The sequence below is a fragment of the Methylobacterium sp. J-001 genome (assembly GCF_022829565.1).
Lineage (GTDB): Bacteria > Pseudomonadota > Alphaproteobacteria > Rhizobiales > Beijerinckiaceae > Methylobacterium.
The window spans coordinates 76,727-91,711 of record NZ_JAKSYN010000197.1; the positions used below are offsets into that span (position 1 = coordinate 76,727).

Genomic DNA, 14,985 nt, shown 5'->3' on the forward strand with positions numbered 1-14,985 from the left:
GGGCTCATCGCTCCAGCGGGAATGGGGTGGGCTCCCAATAGGGCTCGAGTTCCGTCCCGCGAACGTTTGCGGCTTCCCAATCGTGCAGGATCTTGGCTAGCGCCGGACGATCGCCGGCCGTGAGCGGTTCCGCCACGGTGGCGAGTTGCATCTGCCAGCGATGCGCGCGCGATCCGGGCGGGAATAATTTACCGGCGCGCCGCGATTGCTGATGGTGCCAAATCGTTCGGGCGGCATCGAGATTGCCGGCCGCAATGTAGACGATCATGCGGTCTTCCAGGGGCTCGCTGTAGAAGCGCTGACTACCATCGAGTAAGCTGCTGTACCCCTCGATTGTGCCGTACAAACTCAGTTTCGGCAGCGCATAAGTTGTCATTACATCTATCGCATCGCAAATCGCGGTCGGATCGGACCACAGCCAACATGCTGTCGAAGACGGACTTGTTCTCGAAAGAGGCTCAGAATAAGTTCCTATTCTTATTTCGTTGCGAAAATTCGAGTAAAATAGCGCATTGGCAACTAAACTTGGCCAAAAACTGTCAGGATTTGAACTTCTTTCTATAAAAATACCGCACGATATATGGCGCACGGGCATTCTCAGCAGAAACCGTAGACGCATCTCCTTCCAGTTTTCATCACGCCTGGCGAAAGGCTTGAAGATTTCGCGAACTTGACGGGCGTTTGTCATTGGCCCGCCCTGATTTCAATGGCAATGAATGTTGTAGCATCAGGATAACGCTTTTGAGCGGCGCTGACCAAATCGACGGCTCGCCTCGACCTCAGGTAGCCTCTACCGGTCTTATGATCATACACACAAACCGTCGATGGCCTTGGATGCTCCAACGTATCCAGACGGAGCGATCCTTTAGTACCGTATATCACTTTGTCTCCGGTAATGGGATCGTATGATATTTCAGCATCAAAATTTGGATCTCTCATGGCCCGGATTATATCTGCAATCCCGACGTGGACTTTATTCCCGAAATCCTGCTCATCCATGTAATTGCCGGAGGCGCGTACATCGGCCGCTACCAAATCTGCAATGGCCTGTACCTCCCGATTACGCGGACATAGCTGATCGAGCTCGGTCTGCCCCACGGCACCGACCCACATGGCTCGATGGTCGTAAGCATCCCCCGGGATGTACTCGCTGGCAGGGGCGACGAAGATCGCCTTGCGATTTTTCGTGTTCTGCCCGGACAAAACCGAGAAGAGCGATCCCGCGGCCTCGAGCGCTCTCGCGAATCGCCGGGCCAAATCGTCGGAGGGGCGCGGCCGGCTTCGGGCCAGTTGGACGAAGGCCTCCGGTTCGGCTCCATCCTGGGTGAGTCGGCTGCGAGCCAGGATTTCGCCGCTGTCGCCATCGCGGATCGTCTGGGTGAGACCGGAAGTCTCGAAGACCGTGCGTGTCCCGTCTGGTCCGGTGACCGTGTGCTGCTCGTCCCAGTCCGTGTGCGGTTTGGCTCGGATCCGAATCGAAAGAACCCGCGATCCATCTTCCAGCACAGAATCTTCCGTTTGCGATTGAGCCTCGGAAGCGCCGTCTGTGCCCTCGGAAACCCAGCGGCCGCCATCGGACTGCCCGGCTGGCGCGCGCGGCTGGTCGGGTCGGTACTTGCAGCTCAAAACGTGATCGAGCCGGATCAGCTTAACTCCAACAGCGAGGCCAGCGAGCTCTGTCCGAAGGGCCGCAATCTCCTGGGCGTGACGATCGTTTGTGAGTCGCGACATTGGCCTTGCCCCCGCTTGGACAAAAAACCTATCGCATCATCGCTATTATGTCAATGTTTTCCTATTAAACGAATGGCCGCTCTTCGAGAATATGGCCCTTGCCTGCGCAAGCCGCGTAGTTCCGCTGGGCTGCCGCGATCAACGTTACAAGCTGATGGGGCCGCTTCGGCGTGGCCACGACCAGGCTGGTCACGACCTCGGGATGGGTCCGTCGCTGCCGGGGACGGCGGGCATGGTTGGACAGGCGAAGAGTTGCGTCCTGGCCAGGGCGCGCGAAGTAAAGGCTGTCGCCACGCTCGTTCCGTGCGACGATTATGAAGCCCTGCGCTTCCAGCAATTCCGCCGCCAACGCCAGGGCTGCCGCGGGCGAGAGCAGCCTATCGTGATCACTCACGGCCCGGCTGGCTCGATCGTGCCGATGCGCCGCCGCCCGAGCGCCCGCGCCTTCAGCGCTAGGGCCGGCCGCTCGATGCCGTACCAGGACAGGACGGCCACAGGCAGGGTCAGCGCGAGGGCGGGGGCGAGCAGGGCGAGGCCGGAGGGTTCGGGCCAGAGGGCGTGCAGGCTCTGCTGGATCGGCCAGCCGTAGAGATAGATCCCGTAGGACAGGTCGGCTTTAGGATCGAACAGGCGGCGGGCCATCGGTCCGAGCGCCAGCCACACGGCCCCATAGGCCTCGGCCAGGAACAGCAGGGCCGGGTAGGCCGGCGTTTTGGCAAGGATTACGGCCGCCACGACGAGGCAGGCGAGGGCGCCACCCGAGACGCGCAGGCGGTCCCGCCAGAGATACAGGCCTGCGCCGGCGGAAAAAATCAGCGGCAGCCGCAACGCCGTCTCCAGCCCCTTGGGCAGGTCGGGACCGCGCAGGGCAATGGCTGCCGTCAGCGCGACAGCGAGCGCAGCAACGATCAGCAGCGCCGGGATCCGCCGCCGGAGGAGGCCGCAGAGGGCGGCGACCAGAACCCCGAGGTAGCACAGCACCTCGTATTTCAACGTCCAGATCGTGCCGAGCGGCGCTCGGTAGGGATTGGCCTCGAAGACGCCGGGCAGGGCGGCGTTGCTCTTGAACGTCGTCAGGGTGCCGCGCAGGAACGACCAGAGGCCGGGATCGCGCAGGTACTCGGCCAGCGGCAGGCGGGTCATGGCGGCCCCGAGCCCCAGGGAAACCAACAAAGTTGCGGCGACGAAGCCCGGAAGGATCCGCAGTGTCCGGGCAAGGGCGTAGTCGCGGATGCCCCGCCGGTCGCAGCTCATGGTGACCAGGAAACCCGAGACCGCGAAGAAGCCGTTCACCGCGTGCTCGCCCAGCGTGTAGCCGGTGGACCGCGCCAGCGGCTCGTCGCCGGCCGCCCCCGTGGCGACGCTGAAAGCGTGCGAGACGACCACCGCCAGGGCCAAAGCCAGGCGCAGGCTGGTGAAACCGTTGCGCCCCCGCTCCAGGGCCGCCGCGACCGTGGGTCCGGCCATCAGCGCAGCCCCTCGCGCGCCAGGGCGTCCTGGCCGCGCAGAAAGGCGAGGGCGCCGGACGCGGAACCGCCGTAGCGTTCCAGCCCGGACCGGCGCAGGGCCAGGGCCGAGAGCGCGGCCTTCGGCAGGTTGGTCATGAGGTGGGACACGCTCGGGTCCGGCAGGCCGTATTTGCGGCTGACATAGGCCCGAGACCAGGCCTGGTGCCAGCGCGACCGGAACACGCGCCCCGGCTCCGGGGCCGATGAGCGGCCGCGGCCGTGCAGCGCCTCGGCGCCGTGGACATGGACGAGGGCGCGGCCCGCATCGGCCACCCGCCGGCACAGGTCGTCGTCCTCGTAGAACAGGAAGATGTTGTCGTCGAAGCCGCCGAGGTCGAGGAACAGGGCGCGCTCGATCATCAGGCAGGCCCCGGACAGGAACGGCGCGCAGGCATCGCCCTCGGGTAGCGTCAGACGGCCGCCGGGATTGGTGAGATAGGGCGCCAGCAGGGAGCGCGCCTGAAAGAAGAAGCGCCCGTCCGGCTCGACCAGCCGCGGCGCCAGGAGGCCTGCATCCGGCCAAGCCCGGGCGGCGGCGAGGAGGGCGTCGACCGCCCCCAGGCGCAGAACCACGTCCGGATTGACGATCAGGACCCGGTCGGCGGTCTCGGCCGCGGCCACGCCGCGATTGTTGGCGCGGCCGTAGCCCTCGTTGCAGGCGTTGCGGATCACCCGCGCCCCGGCGGCCTCGGCGACCGCGACGGAGGCGTCACGGCTTGCGTTATCGACCACGATTGCCGGCACGTGCTGCCGGGCCAAGGCCGCGAGGCAGGCCGGCAGCACGGCGGCGCTGTCATGGGCGACGACGATCGCGACGAGGCCGACCATAGGCCGGCCCGTCCGGGCGTTACGCCTTCTTCTCGGGCAGGTTCAGACGGATATGCAGCTCGCGCAGCTGCTTGGGCGTCGCCTCGGAAGGCGCGCCCATCATCAGATCCTCGGCGCGCTGGTTCATCGGGAACAGCACCACCTCGCGGATGTTCGGCTCGTTGCACAGGAGCATGACGATGCGGTCGACTCCAGGGGCGATGCCGCCGTGCGGCGGGGCACCCATGCGCAGGGCGTTCAGCATGCCGCCGAATTTCTGCTCCAGCACCTCGCGGCCGTAGCCCGCGATGGCGAACGCCTTCTCCATCACGTCGGGGCGGTGGTTCCGGATCGCCCCGGACGACAGCTCGATCCCGTTGCAGACGATGTCGTACTGGAACGCCTTGATTCCCAAAATCTTTTTGGTGACCGGGCCGTTCTCGTCCTCGGATGCCAGCGCATCGAGGTCGAACTTCAAGAAGTCCTCGCGGTCGATGTTCGGCATCGAGAACGGGTTGTGGGAGAAGTCGATCCGCTTCTCCTCCTCGCTCCACTCGTACATCGGGAAGTCGGTGATCCAGCAGAACGCGTACTGGTCCTTGTCGCACAGGCCCAACTCGTCGCCGATGCGGATGCGGGCCTTTCCGGCGAGCGCCGCCGCCTTGGCTTCGGTGCCGGCAGAGAAGAACACCGCGTCGCCGGCCTTTACGCCGGTCTTCTGCGCGATCAGGGCCTGGACCTCGGCCGGGATGAACTTGGCGATCGGCCCCTTGCCGGTGAGCTGACCGCCGTCTTCCTCGAACACGACGTAGCCAAGCCCGGGCGCCCCCTCGGAGCGGGCCCAGTCGTTGAGCTTGTCGAAGAACGAGCGCGGCTGCGACCCGGCCCCGGTCGCCGGGATCGCCCGGACCACGCCCCCGGCGGCGATGACGCCCTTGAACGCCTTGAATGCCACGTCGTCCCGGGCGAACTCGTCGGTGACGTCGGCGATGATGAGGGGATTGCGAAGGTCCGGCTTGTCGACGCCGTATTTCAGCATCGAGTCTGCGAAGGTGATGCGCGGGAAGTCCTTTGTGACGCGCTTGCCGTCCGCGAACTCTTCGAAGACCCCGCGCAGAACCGGCTCCACCGCCTGGAACACGTCCTCCTGCGTGACGAAGCTCATCTCGATGTCGAGCTGATAAAATTCACCGGGCGAGCGGTCGGCCCGGGCGTCCTCGTCGCGGAAGCAGGGGGCGATCTGGAAGTAGCGGTCGAAGCCCGCGATCATCGTCAGCTGCTTGAATTGCTGCGGCGCCTGCGGGAGCGCGTAGAACTTGCCGGGATGGACACGGGACGGCACGAGGTAGTCGCGGGCCCCCTCCGGCGAGGACGCGGTCAGGATCGGGGTCTGGAACTCGAAGAAGCCGCCATCGCGCATCCGGCGGCGCAGCGCGTCGATGATCGCGCCGCGCTTCATGATGTTGGCGTGGAGCTTGTCCCGGCGCAGGTCGAGGAAGCGGTACCGCAGCCGCGTCTCCTCCGGATATTCGAGGTCGCCGAAGACCGGCAGCGGCAATTCGCCCGCCGGGCCCAGCACTTCCAGGTCATCGATATAGACCTCGACCGCTCCGGTCGGCAGTTCGGCGTTCTCGGTGCCGGCGGGCCGCGTGCGCACGCGGCCGTCGATCCGCACCACCCATTCCGAACGCGCCAACTCAGCCGCCTTGAAAGCCGGCGAGTCGGAATCGATCACGCATTGCGTCAGCCCGTAATGGTCGCGCAGGTCGATGAACAGCACGCCGCCATGGTCGCGGATGCGGTGGCACCAGCCTGAGAGCCGGACGGTCTGTCCGACGTCGGACGGGCGGAGCGCCCCGCAGGTGTGCGAACGGTAACGGTGCATGACGGGCTTCTTCTCTGGGAAGGCCGGCACCATTCACGCAAGCCCCCCCAAGTCAAGCAGGAGCGGCCGGAATCCGGTGCCGGGTCGGGCCGCCGACCTACCGGATCGGACGGCCGATCCCCATATGATGTCCATGATCGACAACGCTTTTTCCGATCCCAAGGGCCGCCCTGGTCGGCCCTGCGAAACCCCGCCCAGCCCCTGGCGCACGCTGCCCCTCAATGGCCGTTTCGACCTCGTCTACGAGGACGTGACCGGCACCTGGAGCAGCCGATCGATATCGGCGCGCGAGCTGAAGCTGGGGCCTGGGCGCACCTTGCTGGGCGGCATCGACACGCGCAGCGGAAGCTCTCGTGGCTCTCGTGGCTTTCGGGTCGATCGGATCCGCCGGCGCACCGACGGGGGGACGGGGGAGCGCATCGAGACCGGCATCCTGGACCGGCTGCTTGGCCGCGCCGAGGCCCAGCGCCGGGCCGATGCGATGCGGACGCGCCGACAGGCGAACGCGGGCCGGCGCGCGATCCTCTCCCGCTCTGCGTAGCTTCCGCGGTGTCGCCGCCCCTGCGAAACATCATGTGAAATATGGGGACCTTCTCGCAGGTGGCTCCCCATGACGCTGTCGGTTGCGTATAGCCGGATTCATGGACCTGATTACGACCACCGCCGCGCTGCACGACGTTTGCACGCGTCTCGCCGAGCAGCCCTTCGTGACCGTCGACACGGAGTTCATGCGCGAGACGACATACTACCCGAAACTGTGCCTGATCCAGATCGCGGCGCCGGATGGGACGGGTGTCTTGGTCGATCCACAGGCTACGGGCATCGACCTGCAGCCGTTCATCGACCTGATGGCGGATGAGCGGACCGTGAAGGTTTTCCATTCCGCCCGTCAGGACCTCGAAATCATCTGGCTGATGGGCGGGATCCTGCCCCAGCCGTTCTTCGACACCCAGGTCGCCGCCATGGTCTGCGGCTACGGCGACTCCGTGTCGTATGAGCAGCTCGTCAACGACGTGGCCAAGGCCAAGATCGACAAGTCTTCGCGGTTCACCGACTGGTCGCGCCGTCCGCTCTCGGAGGCTCAGCTGAGCTACGCCCTGTCGGACGTCACCCATCTGGTGAAGGTCTACGAGGTCCTCGTCGCCGAGCTGCTGCGCACGGATCGCGGCGCCTGGCTTGACGAGGAGATGGCGGTTCTCACCTCTCCCGAAACCTATCGGGCGGACCCTGCCCAAGCCTGGCGGCGCTTGTCCGGTCGGATGCGCAAGCCCCGCGAGATCGCAGTCCTCATGGAGGTGGCTGCGTGGCGCGAGAGCGAAGCTCAGACGCGCAACGTCCCCCGCGGGCGCGTGCTTAAGGATGAGGCGGTGATCGACGTCGCTTCAGCGGCTCCGCGCAATGCCGAAGCCCTGGGCCGGCTGCGTACGATCCCGGCCGGTTTCGAGCGCTCGCGTACGGGGGCCGACATCTTGGCAGCCGTGGAGCGCGGCCTGACCCGGGACACCGGCGACATCCGCATGCCCGAGCGGATGCGGCGCAGCGGCGGAAACGGGGCGATCGTCGAACTCCTGAAGGTGCTGCTGAAGGCGGTGTGTGAATCCGAAGCCGTCGCGCCGAAGATCATCGCCACGGTGGACGATCTCGAGGCTATCGCGGACGATGACACCGCAGAGGTCCCGGCGCTGCAGGGCTGGCGCCGGAGCCTGTTCGGCGACAAGGCACTGGCTTTGAAGCAAGGTCGTCTGGCGCTCTCGGTGGAGAGCGGGCGCATCGTGGTCCGCGACCTGGAGCCGACGAATCCGGCCGATCGGGCGGGGATCGACGGTTAGCGTGGTCCAATTGCGTCCGTTTAGATTCAGGTGACCTTTCCATTTGCGTCTGCCGTCTCACGAACGGTCCGTTGGCGAGGCACGATCGAGTTTCGGGGAAATTGGGACAGGGGCGGGATGGTATCGACCATAACGCCCTGGATCGACGTGGGGGCCGTCCGCCGCAAAAGCCCGATCCCGAGTGTTCAGCGACCGCTTATTGGTACGCGATGACGGTTCGAAGCTGGCTCAGCCCCCGCCCGTTCGCGGCGCCCAAGGTCACGAAGGCCTACATCCGGAACGGTGCTGAGCCGAGGCGAAATCGTTTCTTGCTGACGGCTCCGAACAGCATGGTGCTGATCGGAAGCTGATCCTGCCGAAACTTTCCTCGACAGCCGATCTCCGCTCACAGCGAGAGACACAGGACAGGCTACAACAGGTGTGTCGGTATCATCACCGAAACCGTCGCCTATAGAAGTGATTGATCCGCGCTCGCAGATGCGATGGCTGATGAGGGATCAACCACCCCGAACAATACCACCCCACTCCCGTTCGGACCGCAGGCAGCGAGGCCTATGACGGAATTCGAGCGGTTTCGCGCGTAGATACGCGTCAGTCCCCCCACGGCGCCGATTGACTGATCTGCCAACGATGCTTGCCCCGACGGCATAGGAAACCGCGCCACGTCTATACCGAGGCGGGACTGTATGACCGCACGGTCACATGGGCGTGACACGCTGAAGAACCAGGATTAAGTGGCAACGACGCTTGCCACTTAATCCTGCTGACTCATCCGGCGTATGTTCGAACCGAACGAAATCCTGACGACGCTGACCGGACGCGGCCTCGTTACGGCCCAAGGATGCGAAGCCGTGCGGGTCCGCTACCGCGTCGTGGTCGAGCGTCGGCAAGGGGGGCTCTATGCCTACGGCGATCTCCACGGGAGCCATGCTGGATTGCGTCCGATTTGGCTGGAGCCCGATGCGCAGCTTCGACTCAAGACCGGTCGCCGACTCGACATCTCCTTGACCGACCTCGTCGGTGACGCAGCCGAATTTGAGAGCACGGGCGACATCGGCGCACTCTGACCGTCGCCTTTCCGAGCCGGCTTGTTCCCGGATTGCTGAACCCGCGCCGTCGCCGCTCGGCCCGAATCGTTCAGCTCATGAACGTCAGAGAGGCACTGCCGTCGTCGCCGTCCCGCGCCGCCGGCATCCGCAAGCCGGATATCGCCAGAGCATCTCTGTGAGACGCCCCAGCGATGACAGCCATCACACAAACGTCATGGGTTATTCTCCCGGCCGAGCACTGCGCATCCGGCCTTGGGCACCGGGACGTTTCGGCAATCACAGGCTCGCGAGGCCGCACCGAAAAGTTCGCACGCACCGGCGCGTTCGCAACCCATGCGGCGAGAAAGCGCACAGGACTCAACGCGCGATTAGGCGCGTTTCTCCGCTTCGGCAACATTCCGCAGCGCAATCGAGACGTCACGATTCGCGAGTGCCGAATACGCATCACCGTAAGCTCCCTACGCCGCAAATGCATGATGACGCGGTCCGCCGAGAAGGTGCGTGCAAGTGTTGCATGACCGCGCCTCACGGTCGCGTGAGCTTATGGAAAACACCTCCTGCAACGCTTGTGCAGCGCAACATTTCCTTTCGCATGGCAATGACATTAGAATGCGGTTTGTCATGCGAAAAGAAGCTTTCACCTTGTCCCCAGGACCGCAGAACAGCGAGTTGACGGCGCTCAAAAATCTCTTAAGGTCCGTTCAAGCTTCGGTTTCGAGGGGGCCGCCTCAGGGATGGCGGCTCCTGGCGAGGGGATCTTCTGGTCTCCTCAAGTCCGCTACGCCCGCTACCGAAGCGTCCATCCCTGTCGCAAACAGTCAGGTCGGGGTCCGAGGGACGCCATTCTCTCAGTGCGTCTAAACGACTCTTAAAGACTTGTCGGAGGAACCCATGAGAGCGGTACATCTCCTCGCGCTCGGCGCAGGTGTCGCGGCTATCGCCGCGCCGGCGCTGGCCAACGAAAGCGTTCTGAAGAGCATCGCCAACCCGGCGGAGCAAGCACTTCAGACGGTCGACTACGCCAACACCCGTTATTCCAAGCTCGATCAGATCACCTCGGCGAACGTGAAGAACCTCCAGGTTGCCTGGACCTTCTCGACCGGCGTGCTGCGCGGCCACGAGGGCTCGCCGCTCGTGATCGGCAACATGATGTACGTGCACACGCCGTTCCCGAACATCGTGTACGCCCTCGACCTCGACCACGAGGCCAAGATCGTCTGGAAGTACGAGCCGAAGCAGGATCCGTCCGTGATCCCGGTCATGTGCTGTGACACGGTCAACCGCGGCCTCGCCTACGCCGACGGCGCCATCCTGCTGCACCAGGCCGACACCACCCTCGTGTCGCTCGACGCCAAGACCGGCAAGGTGAACTGGTCGGTCGTCAACGGCGATCCGAAGAAGGGCGAGACCAACACCGCCACGGTTCTGCCCGTGAAGGACAAGGTCATCGTCGGTATCTCGGGCGGCGAGTTCGGCGTGCAGTGCCACGTCACCGCCTACGACCTGAAGACCGGCAAGAAGGTGTGGCGCGGCTACTCGGTCGGCCCGGACGACCAGATGCTGGTCGACCCGGAGAAGACCACCTCGCTCGGCAAGCCGGTCGGCAAGGATTCTTCGCTGAAGACCTGGGAAGGTGATCAGTGGAAGACCGGCGGCGGCTGCACCTGGGGCTGGTTCTCGTACGACCCGAAGCTCGACCTGATGTACTACGGCTCGGGCAACCCCTCGACCTGGAACCCCAAGCAGCGTCCGGGCGACAACAAGTGGTCGATGACCATCTGGGCGCGTAACCCGGATACCGGCGTCGCCAAGTGGGTCTACCAGATGACCCCGCACGACGAGTGGGACTACGACGGCATCAACGAGATGATCCTCACGGATCAGAAGATCGATGGCAAGGAGCAGCCGCTCCTGACCCACTTCGACCGTAACGGCTTCGGCTACACGCTGAACCGCGAGACCGGCGCCCTCCTGGTCGCTGAGAAGTTCGATCCGGCCGTCAACTGGGCGACCAAGGTCGACATGGACAAGGGTTCGAAGAACTACGGCCGGCCGCTGGTCATGTCGAAGTACTCGACCGAGCAGAACGGTGAGGACACCAACTCCAAGGGTATCTGCCCGGCGGCCCTCGGCACCAAGGATCAGCAGCCTGCTGCCTTCTCGCCGAAGACCAACCTGTTCTACGTGCCAACCAACCACGTCTGCATGGACTACGAGCCGTTCCGGGTGACCTACACCCCGGGCCAGCCCTACGTCGGTGCGACCCTGTCGATGTACCCGGCCCCGAACTCGCATGGCGGCATGGGTAACTTCATCGCCTGGGATGGCGTGAACGGTAAGATCAAGTGGTCCAATGCCGAGCAGTTCTCGGTGTGGTCCGGTGCTCTCGCCACCGCCGGTGACGTGGTGTTCTACGGAACCCTCGAGGGTTACCTGAAGGCTGTCGACGACAAGACCGGCAAGGAGCTGTTCAAGTTCAAGACGCCGTCGGGCATCATCGGCAACGTGATGACCTACCAGCTCAAGGGCAAGCAGTACGTGGGCGTCCTGTCGGGCGTCGGCGGTTGGGCCGGCATCGGCCTCGCGGCCGGCCTGACCGACCCGAACGCCGGCCTCGGCGCGGTGGGTGGCTACGCGGCTCTGTCGCAGTACACCAACCTCGGCGGTCAGCTGACCGTCTTCGCCCTGCCGAACTAATCGGCCGCAGGGGCTCGGTCGCGAAATGGTGCCGGCGCGGGTTTCCGCGCCGGCATCCTTGTGATTAGAATTTGTCGTAAGAGGCTGCGGCTCAACGCGAGACGAAGGGCCTCGCTCTAGGGAGACTACACGTTGCACAACCTCAGCAACATCGTAACGCGGCCGCTTCTGGCCGCCCTCGCCCTAGCGACCGTTTCCGCGGTTGCCGTACATGCTGAGGATGCCAAGCCTGCCGATCCGGCGCTCGCCAATTCGCTGAATGCGAACGACAAGACCGCCGAGCAGGACCCCGCGCTGCTCAAGAAGAATGCTGCAGTGAAGGTCGAGGACGGCAAGTATATCGATGCCGACGGCCATCCGACGTACCACATCACGGACGACGGCAAGAAGCTCGACTGGTACACCTACTCGGGCTACCGGCGCTATCACGCCGAGTGCCACGTCTGCCACGGCCCGGATGGCATGGGCTCGACCTACGCGCCGGCCCTGAAGGATTCGCTGAAGCACCTCTCCTATGAGGAGTTCATCGGCATCCTCGTCGGCGGCAAGCAGGATGTGAGCGCCTCCGAGCAGAAGGTCATGCCGGCCTTCGGCGACAACAAGAACGTCATGTGCTACTCGGACGATCTCTACACCTACCTCAAGGCACGGGCAGACGGCGCGATCGGTCGCGTCCGCCCCTCCGAGCACGAGGACAAGCCGGATACGGCCCGGAAGGCCGAGAAGGAGTGCATGGGCAGCTGATGGCGCCCTTGCTCCGTACGTTCGCCCTCTGCGCCCTGTCGATGACGGTGGCGCAGGGGGCTGCCGCGCAGCACCTGCCGGACACGGTTACGACCGACGTCCTGCGGGTCTGCGGTGATCCCGGCAACATGCCGTTCTCCGAGCGCAAGGATGACGGCTTTGAGAACAAGATCGCGGCGATCATCGCCGATGAGCTGAAGGTGAAGCTCCGCTATTACTGGCTGACCCAGGGCCCGGGCTTCGTGCGCAATACGCTCGGCACAGGCCTCTGCGATCTGATCATCGGACAGGCCTTCGGCAGCGACCTCGTCCAGACCACCAATCCCTATTACCGGTCGTCCTACACGCTGGTCACGCGCACGGGTGAGCTCGACGGCATCACGGCCCTCGACGACCCGCGGCTGAAAGGCAAAGCCATCGGCGTCATTGCCGGCACACCACCGGTGAACCGGATGGGTGATCTTGGCCTGGTCTCGACCATGAAGGCCTATGCGCCGTACCAGCTCGATCCGGCACGCAAATATCAGACGGTCGGCGCGGAGATCATCGGGGCGCTTGCTGCCAAGGAGATCGACGCCGCCGTACTCTGGGGGCCCGCTGCGGGCTGGCTCGCCAAACAATCCGGGACGCCGATGACCGTGGTTCCTTTGCTCAAGGAGCCGGAACGGCCACCCATGGCCTACCGGATCGCCATGGGCGTGCGGTTGGGTGAGAACGACTGGAAGCGCTCGCTGAACACCGTGTTGCGCAAGCGCAAGGCCGACATCGACAAGGTGCTGCGCGATTACGACGTCCCCCTCCTCGATGACGAGGAGAATAAGCTCACCGATCCCAGCGACCACTGAGCGCGAATTCGGGGCTTCGTGAAGCCTAACGTCTTTAATGGGCTTTGCAGGAGGACGCCTCGAAATCCACGGATATCACCTCGGACCGCGCAAAAGGATTGTGGCCTTCGGAACCGAGGATTCAGACGCGCTCGATGCCGCTCTGATCGAGCTTCGCCAAGGCATCGGTGACACGCTCGCCACCGATGACGAGGTCTGGGGCGATCTCGGCCAGCGGCACCAGCACGAAGGCGCGTTCGCGGACGTGGCGATGCGGGAGCACCAGACGCTCGTCGTCCACCGCAGCACCCTCATAAGCAAGCACATCGATATCGATGACCCGCGGTCCCCAGCGCTCCGCGCGTAGCCGACCGAGCTCGAGCTCGACGGAGAGGCACGCGTCGAGCAGCCCGTGCGGATCGAGATCGGTATCGACCGCGACCGCCCCGTTCAGGAACCAGGGCTGATCCGTCTTGCCCCAGGGCGGGGTCCGATAATCGGCCGACCGCGCAACCACCGCGATGCCGGGGGTGGCAGCCAACCCGGCGACGGCCCGGTCCAGCATCTGGGCCATATCGCCGATATTGCTGCCGATGCCGAGATAAGCTCTCATGCGCCAACTCCGCGATGCCGGGTGATCTCGATGCTGACTCCGTCCAGAATCGCCGGCACCGGCGCGCTCGGCTTGTCGACCCGTACAGTGATTGCCTCCACCGGCGCGAAGCGGTCGAGGATCGTGGCGGCGATGGTCTCCGCCAGCGCCTCAATCAGGTCGAACCGCCTCTCGGTGGCAATCTCAACGGCGATCTGGGTCAGGTCAGCGTAGCTGACGGTGTGGGCGACATCGTCCGAACGCCCGGCGGGCGCGAGGTCGAGCCGAGCCTCGAGCGAGATATAGAAGCGCTGGCCCAGCACCGCCTCTTCGGGCAGGACGCCGTGGCGCCCGAAGACGGCGATGCGCGTGACTCCGATGCGGTCCAGTGAGCCGCTCATTGGGCCTCCGGCCGCATGACGGCGTCGACGACCCGCATGGCATCGACATGGGCGGCCACGTCGTGGACGCGTACGATGTCGGCGCCCAGCGTTGCCGCGAGGGCATGGGCGGCGAGTGAGCTATGAAGGCGATCAGCTGGCTTGGTCTCACGGTCGTGCAGGCGGCCGAGCAGCGACTTGCGCGAGACGCCGACCAGCACGGGAAAGCCGAGGGCCCGGATCTCGGGCAGGCGCCGCAGCGCCTCCAGATGTTGTGACCAGGTCTTGCCGAAGCCGACTCCCGGATCAAGCACGATGTCGCCCTCTGGAATGCCGGCGCGACGGGCAATATCGAGCGAGCGCTCGAAGAAGGCCCGCATGTCGGCAACGATGTCGATGTCCGGATCGATCGTCTCGCGGTTGTGCATGATCACCACCGGGGCGCCATGCGCGGCAGCGACCGAGGCAATATCGGGCTCGCGTTGCAGGCCCCAGACGTCGTTGACGATGCGGGCTCCGGCTTCGAGGGCGAGGCGGGCTGTGGACGCCTTGTGGGTATCGATCGAGATCGGCACCGAAAGACGGGGCGCCAGCGCTCGGATCACCGGCAGAACGCGGGATTGCTCCTCCTCGGCCGGGACTGGAACGTGGCCGGGCCGGGTCGATTCACCACCGATATCGAGGATGGCAGCACCCTCGGCCACCAACCGCTCGGCCTGAGACAAGGCTTCGGCCTCGCCGGCGAACAAGCCGCCATCGGAAAAGGAATCCGGGGTGACGTTCAGGATGCCCATAACCAGCGTGCGGGCGCCGAGGCCGGGCAGCAGGTCGGACAGGCGGGGGGAGGGGGGCACGGATCGGGTCCCGTTCGCAGGTGCGGTTCGGGACCCGGTGTGATCGAAACAACTGGCCAGCGCAACGCTGGCCGTCATTGTCTGT

General features: G+C 64.9%; 15 protein-coding genes. 6 read left to right on the forward strand and 9 right to left on the reverse strand.

The annotated features are described in order from the left end of the window. Positions 1-4 precede the first annotated feature (4 nt). From MKK65_RS24130 to aspS, 6 genes are all read right to left on the reverse strand, one after another. Positions 5-688, reverse strand: coding sequence for a hypothetical protein (locus MKK65_RS24130; protein ID WP_243960517.1), 684 nt, complete (start codon positions 686-688; stop codon positions 5-7). After that, positions 685-1,731 carry a hypothetical protein gene (locus MKK65_RS24135; protein WP_243960518.1) on the reverse strand — a complete coding sequence of 349 codons (1,047 nt, stop codon included), beginning with the start codon at positions 1,729-1,731 and terminating at the stop codon, positions 685-687. Before MKK65_RS24135 ends, MKK65_RS24130 begins: the two co-directional genes overlap by 4 nt. Positions 1,732-1,795: 64 nt before the next feature. Beyond that, a complete protein-coding gene (locus MKK65_RS24140; RefSeq protein ID WP_243960519.1) occupies positions 1,796-2,125 on the reverse strand; it encodes a hypothetical protein in 330 nt (109 codons plus the stop codon). Next, positions 2,122-3,198, reverse strand: coding sequence for an acyltransferase family protein (locus MKK65_RS24145; protein ID WP_243960520.1), 1,077 nt, complete (start codon positions 3,196-3,198; stop codon positions 2,122-2,124). Before MKK65_RS24145 ends, MKK65_RS24140 begins: the two co-directional genes overlap by 4 nt. Then, entirely contained in the window at positions 3,198-4,067 is an 870-nt protein-coding gene (locus tag MKK65_RS24150) for a glycosyltransferase family 2 protein (RefSeq protein ID WP_243960521.1), read from the reverse strand. The genes MKK65_RS24145 and MKK65_RS24150 overlap by 1 nt, the downstream gene beginning before the upstream one ends. Before the next feature lie 19 nt (positions 4,068-4,086). Then, positions 4,087-5,931 carry an aspartate--tRNA ligase gene (aspS, locus tag MKK65_RS24155; RefSeq protein WP_243960522.1) on the reverse strand — a complete coding sequence of 615 codons (1,845 nt, stop codon included), beginning with the start codon at positions 5,929-5,931 and terminating at the stop codon, positions 4,087-4,089. A 133-nt stretch (positions 5,932-6,064) separates the two neighbouring features. On the opposite strand from aspS, the gene MKK65_RS24160 reads away from it, so the two are divergent. The 6 genes from MKK65_RS24160 to xoxJ all read left to right on the forward strand — a co-directional run bounded on the left by MKK65_RS24160 (position 6,065) and on the right by xoxJ (position 13,095). Further along, positions 6,065-6,472 (forward strand): hypothetical protein, encoded by a 408-nt coding sequence (locus MKK65_RS24160; RefSeq protein ID WP_409565492.1) that lies wholly within the window; start codon positions 6,065-6,067, stop codon positions 6,470-6,472. Between the two features lie 100 nt (positions 6,473-6,572). After that, entirely contained in the window at positions 6,573-7,760 is a 1,188-nt protein-coding gene (gene rnd, locus MKK65_RS24165; protein ID WP_243960523.1) for a ribonuclease D, read from the forward strand. Between the two features lie 851 nt (positions 7,761-8,611). Beyond that, a complete protein-coding gene (locus tag MKK65_RS24170; RefSeq protein ID WP_243960524.1) occupies positions 8,612-8,827 on the forward strand; it encodes a hypothetical protein in 216 nt (71 codons plus the stop codon). An 873-nt stretch (positions 8,828-9,700) separates the two neighbouring features. After that, complete coding sequence (gene xoxF1, locus MKK65_RS24175; protein WP_058190376.1) at positions 9,701-11,506, forward strand: lanthanide-dependent methanol dehydrogenase XoxF1; 1,806 nt, start codon at positions 9,701-9,703, stop codon at positions 11,504-11,506. A gap of 132 nt (positions 11,507-11,638) precedes the next feature. Continuing rightward, entirely contained in the window at positions 11,639-12,250 is a 612-nt protein-coding gene (locus MKK65_RS24180) for a c-type cytochrome, methanol metabolism-related (RefSeq protein ID WP_058190377.1), read from the forward strand. Next, the gene (gene xoxJ / locus MKK65_RS24185; RefSeq protein ID WP_243960525.1) at positions 12,250-13,095 is read left to right on the forward strand and encodes a rare earth element methanol dehydrogenase accessory protein XoxJ; all 846 of its coding nucleotides are present in this window, start codon (positions 12,250-12,252) and stop codon (positions 13,093-13,095) included. The genes MKK65_RS24180 and xoxJ overlap by 1 nt, the downstream gene beginning before the upstream one ends. A gap of 121 nt (positions 13,096-13,216) precedes the next feature. On the opposite strand, the gene folK is transcribed toward xoxJ, so the two are convergent. From folK to folP, 3 genes are read right to left on the reverse strand one after another with little or no spacing between them, the layout of a single operon-like run. Further along, on the reverse strand, positions 13,217-13,687 hold the full coding sequence (folK, locus tag MKK65_RS24190) for a 2-amino-4-hydroxy-6-hydroxymethyldihydropteridine diphosphokinase (RefSeq protein WP_243960526.1): 471 nt from the start codon (positions 13,685-13,687) through the stop codon (positions 13,217-13,219). After that, on the reverse strand, positions 13,684-14,067 hold the full coding sequence (gene folB / locus MKK65_RS24195; RefSeq protein ID WP_243960527.1) for a dihydroneopterin aldolase: 384 nt from the start codon (positions 14,065-14,067) through the stop codon (positions 13,684-13,686). The genes folK and folB overlap by 4 nt, the downstream gene beginning before the upstream one ends. Further along, a complete protein-coding gene (folP, locus tag MKK65_RS24200; RefSeq protein WP_243960528.1) occupies positions 14,064-14,900 on the reverse strand; it encodes a dihydropteroate synthase in 837 nt (278 codons plus the stop codon). The genes folB and folP overlap by 4 nt, the downstream gene beginning before the upstream one ends. Positions 14,901-14,985: the final 85 nt, after the last annotated feature.

Coding starts and splice junctions, on each gene's coding strand:
- MKK65_RS24130 (WP_243960517.1), bottom strand. CDS start 688: ATGACAAACGCCCGTCAAGTTCGCGAAATCTTCAAGCCTTTCGCCAGG.
- MKK65_RS24135 (WP_243960518.1), bottom strand. CDS start 1,731: ATGTCGCGACTCACAAACGATCGTCACGCCCAGGAGATTGCGGCCCTT.
- MKK65_RS24145 (WP_243960520.1), bottom strand. CDS start 3,198: ATGGCCGGACCCACGGTCGCGGCGGCCCTGGAGCGGGGGCGCAACGGT.
- MKK65_RS24150 (WP_243960521.1), bottom strand. CDS start 4,067: ATGGTCGGCCTCGTCGCGATCGTCGTCGCCCATGACAGCGCCGCCGTG.
- aspS (WP_243960522.1), bottom strand. CDS start 5,931: ATGCACCGTTACCGTTCGCACACCTGCGGGGCGCTCCGCCCGTCCGAC.
- MKK65_RS24160 (WP_409565492.1), top strand. CDS start 6,065: ATGATCGACAACGCTTTTTCCGATCCCAAGGGCCGCCCTGGTCGGCCC.
- rnd (WP_243960523.1), top strand. CDS start 6,573: ATGGACCTGATTACGACCACCGCCGCGCTGCACGACGTTTGCACGCGT.
- xoxF1 (WP_058190376.1), top strand. CDS start 9,701: ATGAGAGCGGTACATCTCCTCGCGCTCGGCGCAGGTGTCGCGGCTATC.
- xoxJ (WP_243960525.1), top strand. CDS start 12,250: ATGGCGCCCTTGCTCCGTACGTTCGCCCTCTGCGCCCTGTCGATGACG.
- folK (WP_243960526.1), bottom strand. CDS start 13,687: ATGAGAGCTTATCTCGGCATCGGCAGCAATATCGGCGATATGGCCCAG.
- folB (WP_243960527.1), bottom strand. CDS start 14,067: ATGAGCGGCTCACTGGACCGCATCGGAGTCACGCGCATCGCCGTCTTC.